Source organism: Mycolicibacterium sp. MU0050, from assembly GCF_963378085.1.
In the GTDB taxonomy this organism is placed as follows: domain Bacteria; phylum Actinomycetota; class Actinomycetes; order Mycobacteriales; family Mycobacteriaceae; genus Mycobacterium; species Mycobacterium wendilense.
Genome location: NZ_OY726395.1, coordinates 4,849,754 through 4,856,010, shown reverse-complemented (window position 1 = coordinate 4,856,010; position 6,257 = coordinate 4,849,754). Strand labels below are relative to the sequence as shown.

General features: G+C 70.2%; 7 protein-coding genes. All 7 read left to right on the top strand.

What is annotated here, in order from left to right:
• The first annotated feature begins 173 nt into the window (after window positions 1-173).
• The 7 genes from R2K23_RS23170 to R2K23_RS23140 all read left to right on the top strand — a co-directional run bounded on the left by R2K23_RS23170 (window position 174) and on the right by R2K23_RS23140 (window position 6,211).
• Window positions 174-971: a GAP family protein gene (locus R2K23_RS23170; protein WP_316512943.1), complete on the top strand. Its 798-nt coding sequence runs from the start codon at window positions 174-176 to the stop codon at window positions 969-971.
• Between the two features lie 100 nt (window positions 972-1,071).
• Window positions 1,072-1,764, top strand: a complete 693-nt coding sequence (locus R2K23_RS23165) for a hypothetical protein (protein ID WP_316512941.1) — start codon at window positions 1,072-1,074, stop codon at window positions 1,762-1,764.
• Window positions 1,765-1,787: 23 nt separating this feature from the next.
• Window positions 1,788-2,627, top strand: a complete 840-nt coding sequence (locus R2K23_RS23160; protein ID WP_316512939.1) for an SDR family oxidoreductase — start codon at window positions 1,788-1,790, stop codon at window positions 2,625-2,627.
• 57 nt (window positions 2,628-2,684) lie between these two features.
• Window positions 2,685-3,458, top strand: coding sequence for a precorrin-6A synthase (deacetylating) (gene cobF / locus R2K23_RS23155; RefSeq protein WP_316512937.1), 774 nt, complete (start codon window positions 2,685-2,687; stop codon window positions 3,456-3,458).
• The gene (locus R2K23_RS23150) at window positions 3,458-4,930 is read left to right on the top strand and encodes a cobyric acid synthase (protein ID WP_316512936.1); all 1,473 of its coding nucleotides are present in this window, start codon (window positions 3,458-3,460) and stop codon (window positions 4,928-4,930) included. The genes cobF and R2K23_RS23150 overlap by 1 nt, the downstream gene beginning before the upstream one ends.
• Window positions 4,930-5,682: a cobalt-precorrin-6A reductase gene (locus R2K23_RS23145; RefSeq protein WP_316512934.1), complete on the top strand. Its 753-nt coding sequence runs from the start codon at window positions 4,930-4,932 to the stop codon at window positions 5,680-5,682. The genes R2K23_RS23150 and R2K23_RS23145 overlap by 1 nt, the downstream gene beginning before the upstream one ends.
• 4 nt (window positions 5,683-5,686) lie before the next feature.
• Window positions 5,687-6,211, top strand: a complete 525-nt coding sequence (locus R2K23_RS23140) for a bifunctional adenosylcobinamide kinase/adenosylcobinamide-phosphate guanylyltransferase (protein ID WP_316512932.1) — start codon at window positions 5,687-5,689, stop codon at window positions 6,209-6,211.
• The last annotated feature ends 46 nt before the right edge of the window (window positions 6,212-6,257 follow it).

The window sequence follows — 6,257 nt, the reverse complement described above, 5'->3', positions numbered from 1 at the left end:
CTGGGCAACGTGGCCGGTACCGGCCGACGCCGGGGCCGGTCGACCGGGATCAGCTAACTGGTGACGTGGCGACGGCAGGTCTGTTCGGGGCAGTGTGTCGCGATGCGGCACTGCGATTCGGGCAGGCAGACAATTTGATACCAAAGATCAGCTAACTAGGTAGGGTGACGCGAATGTGGGGCGATGTGTTGGGGTTGGCGCTCTTGGCGTCGCTAAACCCGATGCTGCTCGGTCTCATCCTGATCATGCTTTCCCGGCCACGACCGGTGCAGAACCTGCTGGCCTTCTGGGTGGGTGCGCTGATCGTGAACGTGCCGTTGTGGCTGGGTTCGTTGGCGGCCCTGCACTGGATTCCATCCTTCGAGTCCTTCGCCCACGACATGGCCACCGCACATCCGAGTTCCGGTATCCGGCCGCTACAACTCGGCACCGGAGTGTTTTGCGTGGTAGTCGTGATCCTCATCGCGACGCGAATGCTGGTCCTCCGGTGGGGCAGGCGGCCGGTTCCGGTGGGCGCGGATGGCGACACGTCAACGCTGCTCTTGGAATCCGACCCGCAGGCGACGGTCGAACCGTCGGCCGGCCGCTTTCGCTCACACCACCTCGTGGAGAAAGTGCGGGGGTTGTTCGGTCGCGCCAAGGTGGCCTGGGAGAGCGGAGCGGTTTGGGTCTCGCTGTTGTTCGGGCTCGCCTATATCGCGCCGCCGCCCCTGATCCTCCTGGTGCACACCATGATCGTCGGATCGGGAGCTTCCCTGGGCACGCAGATCGTCGCCGTTCTTGCCTTCGTCTTCGTGATGCTGGCTGTTCTCGAGGTGGCGCTGTTGAGTTATGCCGTATCGCCTACGCATACCCAGGCGGTACTCGAACCGATCCACGTCTGGGCGCAGGCGCACCGCATGATGATCCTGCTGGTGCTGTTCGCCGCTGTCGGCAGCTGGCAAGTGGTCGCAGGGGCCGGCCTGATCTGATCCAACCGGGGGATTCTCCGACGGTAAGGGTTCGCGTCGGCCGCTCTGCACGCGAAATTCGCGCTTCGACGCGCCAGGCAACCACTTTACGATTTACCGCATGGCGATACAGGGGTGGACGGCCGTCGCGTACTGGGTCGGCGCGGGCATCATCCTGGTCGGGATGGTCGGTGGCGCGTTCCTTCCCGAGCGGCGACACCAGCGCCGCGTGTATTGGTACAGCTGGCTGGTCGGCGGAACGCTCCTCGTTGTGATTCTCAGCGGCGGCGAATTGCGCTGGACGGTGGCGTTCGCGCTGCCGCTGGCCCTTCTGGCCGTCGCGATCGCCTACTTCAAGAGCCCCTACATCAAGATCGGCGGCAAGATCTACGCGGCCTCCCTGGAAAACCGCCAGCCCGACCCGCCGCGGGAGGGTGAACCTGCCGCCGATCCCGTTCCGTGGCCCGAGGACAGCTACGGCCACCTGACCCCCGCGACCGTGTGGTGGACGCTCGCCGTGTTCCTCACGGCCGTCGCCGTCATGGTCGTGGACCTGGGCTGGACGTCGCGGTCGGTGTGGGCCGCCGGGGTGACCGTGCTGTTCTTCGGTTCGGTGGGCATCGCGGACGGCCGAGGGCGCTTCCCCCGGTTCCGGCGGCAATACGCACCCGCGGTGGTGGCCTTCCTGGTGTCGATACCGATGTTCATGGCGCCGACCGCGCTCTACCTGCTGACCTACGAGCTCGGCCGCCTGCTTCCGGCCACCTCCCGCACCACCGCCGAAAGTGCGTCACCCAGCACCGAACTCCGTTAACCGATTGCATTACCGTAAGCGCCATGAATCGAGTGTCGGTAATCACGGGCGGCGCGGGCGGCATGGGTGTGGCCACGGCGAAGATTTTGGGTCGCGACCACGCCCTGGTGCTCGGCGATGTCCGGCAGGACCGGCTCGACGATGCTGCGAACACGTTGAAAGATCTCGGCATTGCCGTGACGGCCCTCAATTGCGATGTCACCGATCGCGCGGCCGTCGACCGGCTCTTCGACACCGCCGCCGGCCTGGGCACCCTCGCCTCGGTGGTGCACACCGCGGGCGTCAGCCCCAGCATGGGGACGGCCGATTACGTCATGCGTACCAACGCGCTGGGCACCGTCAATGTCAACGAGGCGTTCTTCGGAGCCGCCGCCGAAGGCGCGGCGATCGTCAACGTGGCGTCCATGGCGTCGCACCTGCTGCCCGACGAGATGGTCCCCACCGACAAGTTCCCGCTCGCTCGCCAAGATCAGGACAGCTTCATGGCCGACATGCTCGCGGCCTGCGGCGTGGTCCCGGAGGAGTTGCAGCCGGGCATCGCCTATGCGGTGAGCAAGACCTTTGTCCGCTGGTACTCCAGCTCGCAGGCGGAGCGGTTCAACGGGCGTGGACTGCGCATCGTCTCGGTGTCGCCGGGCTCGGTCGACACCGAGATGGGTCGGCTCGAGGAGCAGGCCGGAGCGGGCGCCATGGTGGCCGACGCCGCGGTGCCCCGGTGGGGCAAGGCCGAGGAGATGGCCGAACTGTTCGCGTTCTGCGTCAGCGACAAGGCCGGATATCTGACCGGCACCGACATCCTCAACGACGGCGGCGTCATCGCCTCAGTGCGGGAACGTGCCCGAGTGGCCGCCGCCAACGGCTGACCGCAATCGGGCCATACTCATAGGCGTTCACCCCGCGCCGACCGAGAGGACCCAGGCATGACTGAGCCGGTCAGGGTTCGGATCCTGGGCGTCGGGATGGGCCCGCAGCACGTCACGCCCGAGGTTGCGGCGGCCCTGCGCGGCGCCGATTACGTGCTGGCCGCCGACAAGGGCGCCGACAGCGGCGACGACGGATTGTTGGCGCTGCGCCGCGACATCGTCCACGCCTACCCGGGCCCCGACGGTCCGGCCGACATCGTCACCGTGCCGGACCCGGAGCGCAACCGATCCGCCGGACTGTCCACCGCCGGCTACGAGGACGCGGTCGCCGACTGGCACGCCGCGCGGGCGCAGCGCTACGCCGAGGTCCTCCGTGAACGCGGCGGTACCGCAGCGTTTCTGGTCTGGGGCGATCCGTCGCTGTACGACTCGACGATCCGGGTGGTCGAGCGGATCCGCGAGCTCGGGGTCCCACTCGAGTTCGACGTGCTCCCCGGCATCAGCGCCCCGCAGCTCCTTGCCGCCCGGCACCGCATCGTGCTGCACGAAGTGGGCCGGCCCGTGCACGTGACGACCGGCCGCCGGCTGCAGGAGGCCGTCGCGGCGGGTTTGGACAACATCGTCGCGATGCTCAACCCGCCGCCGGAGCGCCTCGACCTGACCGGGCTCGACGACTGGATGCTGTGGTGGGGTGCCAACCTCGGCGCCTCGGGCGAGCGGCTGGTGGCCGGTCGGCTCGGTGACGTACTCGGTGCCGTCGTCGACGCCCGGGCCGCCGCCAAGTCCGAGGCGGGCTGGGTGATGGACGCCTTCCTGGTGCGGAGACGCTGATGGCCGGCCTGCTCGTGGCCGGCACCACCAGCGACGCCGGCAAGACCGTGGTGACCACCGGGTTGTGCCGAGCGCTGGCCCGCCGCGGCGTGAAGGTGGCGCCGTACAAGGCGCAGAACATGTCCAACAATTCGATGGTGTGCGTGGGCGCGGACGGGTACGGCGCCGAGATCGGCCGGGCCCAGTGGGTGCAGGCCCTGGCGGCGCGGGCGGTTCCCGAGCCGGCGATGAACCCGGTGCTGCTCAAGCCCGGCAGCGACCGGCGCAGCCACGTGGTCCTCATGGGTGCACCGTGGGGAGCCGTGGACTCCTCGGACTGGCTGCACGGGCGGCGTGCGCTGGCCGACGCCGCGCACGCCGCGTACGACGACCTGGCGGGCCGCTTCGATGTGGTGCTGGCCGAGGGCGCGGGCAGCCCCGCCGAAATCAACCTGCGCGCAGGAGATTACGTGAACATGGGGCTGGCCCGGCATGCCGATCTGCCGACCGTGGTGGTGGGGGACATCGACCGCGGCGGGGTGTTCGCGGCTTTCCTGGGTACCGTCGCGCTGCTGTCGGCCGAAGATCAGGCGCTGGTGGCGGGCTTCATCGTGAACAAGTTCCGCGGTGACCCGGCCCTGCTGGCCCCCGGCCTGCGCGACCTCGAACGCCTCACCGGTCGACGGATCTACGGCACCCTGCCGTGGCATCCGGACCTCTGGCTGGATTCCGAGGACGCCCTGGATCTGCAGTCGCGGCGATCGGCGGACACCGGGGCGCGCCGGGTGGCGGTCGTGCGACTGCCCCGGATCAGCAACTTCACCGACGTCGACGCGCTGGGCCTGGAACCGGACCTGGACGTGGTGTTCGCCGCCGACCCGGGCGCGCTCGACGACGCCGACTTGGTGGTGCTGCCCGGCACCCGCGCGACCATCGCCGACCTGGCCTGGCTGCGCTCCCGCGGGCTGGACCGCGCGCTGCGGGCGCACGCCGCGGCCGGTAAGCCCGTGCTGGGGATCTGCGGAGGCTTCCAGATGCTCGGCACCGCGATCAGCGACCCGGCCGGTGTCGAAGGTGCGGCCACCGAGGTCGAGGGGCTTGGATTGCTCGATGTGACAACGACTTTCCACACCGAAAAGGTGCTTCGGCTGCCGCGTGGAACGGGCCTGGGCGCCCCGGCGGCCGGCTACGAGATCCACCACGGACGAATTCGGTGCGGGCCCGGTGTCTCGCCGTTTCTGGGTGGTGCCCGCGCCGGCGCGGTGTTCGGCACCATGTGGCACGGCTCGCTGGAGGGCGACGAACTACGCGCGGCCTTCCTACGGGAAACCCTGGGCATGCCGCCGTCGGGAGTCAGCTTTCCGGCTGCCCGGGAGCGGCGCCTGGACCTGTTGGGCGACCTGGTTGAAGAGCACCTCGATGTGGTGGCGCTGCTGGACCTGGTCAGTGGCGGTGCCGGGGCGCCGCCGTTCTTGCCCCCGGGTGCGCCGTGATGGCGCCGCGGGTTCTGCTGCTCGGCGGCACCGCCGAGGCCCGCGCCTTGGCGGCGCGGCTGGTGGCCGCCGACATCGACGTCACCAGCTCGCTGGCGGGACGGGTCGCCGATCCCCGGATGCCGGTGGGCCCGGTGCGCGTCGGCGGGTTCGGCGGGGTCGACGGTCTGCGCGCCGCGCTGGTCGACTACGACGCGGTCATCGACGCGACGCACCCGTTCGCCGCGACGATGTCCGCCAACGCCGTCGCCGCCTGCACCGCGGGTCCGGTGCAGCGGCCGCTGCTGCGCCTGGAGCGGCCCGGCTGGGCCGAGCGGGCGCGACCGTCGTGGCACTGGGTGGACAGCCACGACCAGGCCGCGACCGAGACGGCACGGCTGGGGGAGCGGCCCTTTCTCACCATCGGTCGTCAGCAGCTGGCGCGGTTCGTCCCCGCGTTGCGGGACACCGCAGCCTTGGCCCGCGTGGTGGACGCACCCGAGTTCGAGCTACCGCCGCGGTGGCGGCTGATCAACAGCCGCGGCCCCTACCAACTGGCCGGTGAGTTGGCGCTGTTGCGGGAGCATCGGGCAGATGTGTTGGTGACCAAGGACTCCGGCGGCGAATACACCTGGCCGAAGATGCTGGCCGCCGACGAGTTGGGCCTGCCGGTGGTGATCGTCGCCCGTCCGGCCGTGCCCGCGGAGATCCCCGTTGTTGCCGATGTCGACGCTGCGCTGGCCTGGTTGAGCGCCCAGCGGCGCCTACGATGACCGGGTGCGAATCCTGGTGACCGGTGGCGTGCGTTCCGGCAAGTCGAGGCACGCGGAAACGCTGCTGGCCGGGGCGCCGGCCGTCACCTACATAGCCCCCGGACGCCGCGCCGACGGCACCGACCCGGACTGGGACGCCCGCCTGGCCCGGCACCGTGCGCGCCGTCCGGGCGACTGGTCGACGGTCGAGACCGCCGCGATCGAGGACGCGCTGCGCGACGCCGCGGGACCGGTGCTGGTCGATTGCCTGGGTACCTGGCTCACGGCCGTGATGGACGACGCGGGGTTGTGGGAGGCCTCCGCCGAGTCCGTCGACGCCGTCGTCGGGGCGCGCATCGATGCGGTGTGCGCGGCCCTGACCGAGCGCCACCAGGCCGTCGTGGTGACCAACGAGGTCGGCTTCGGCGTGGTGCCAGAACACCGCTCCGGCAGGCTGTTTCGCGATCTGCTCGGGACGGCGAACCAGCGGGTCGCGGCCGTTTGCGACGAGGTGCATCTGGTGGTGGCCGGCCGCGTGCTCAAGCTCTGAGGGGTAGGTGTCGTGGCGCGGTGGGGGCCCTGTCTCCGCGGGCCAC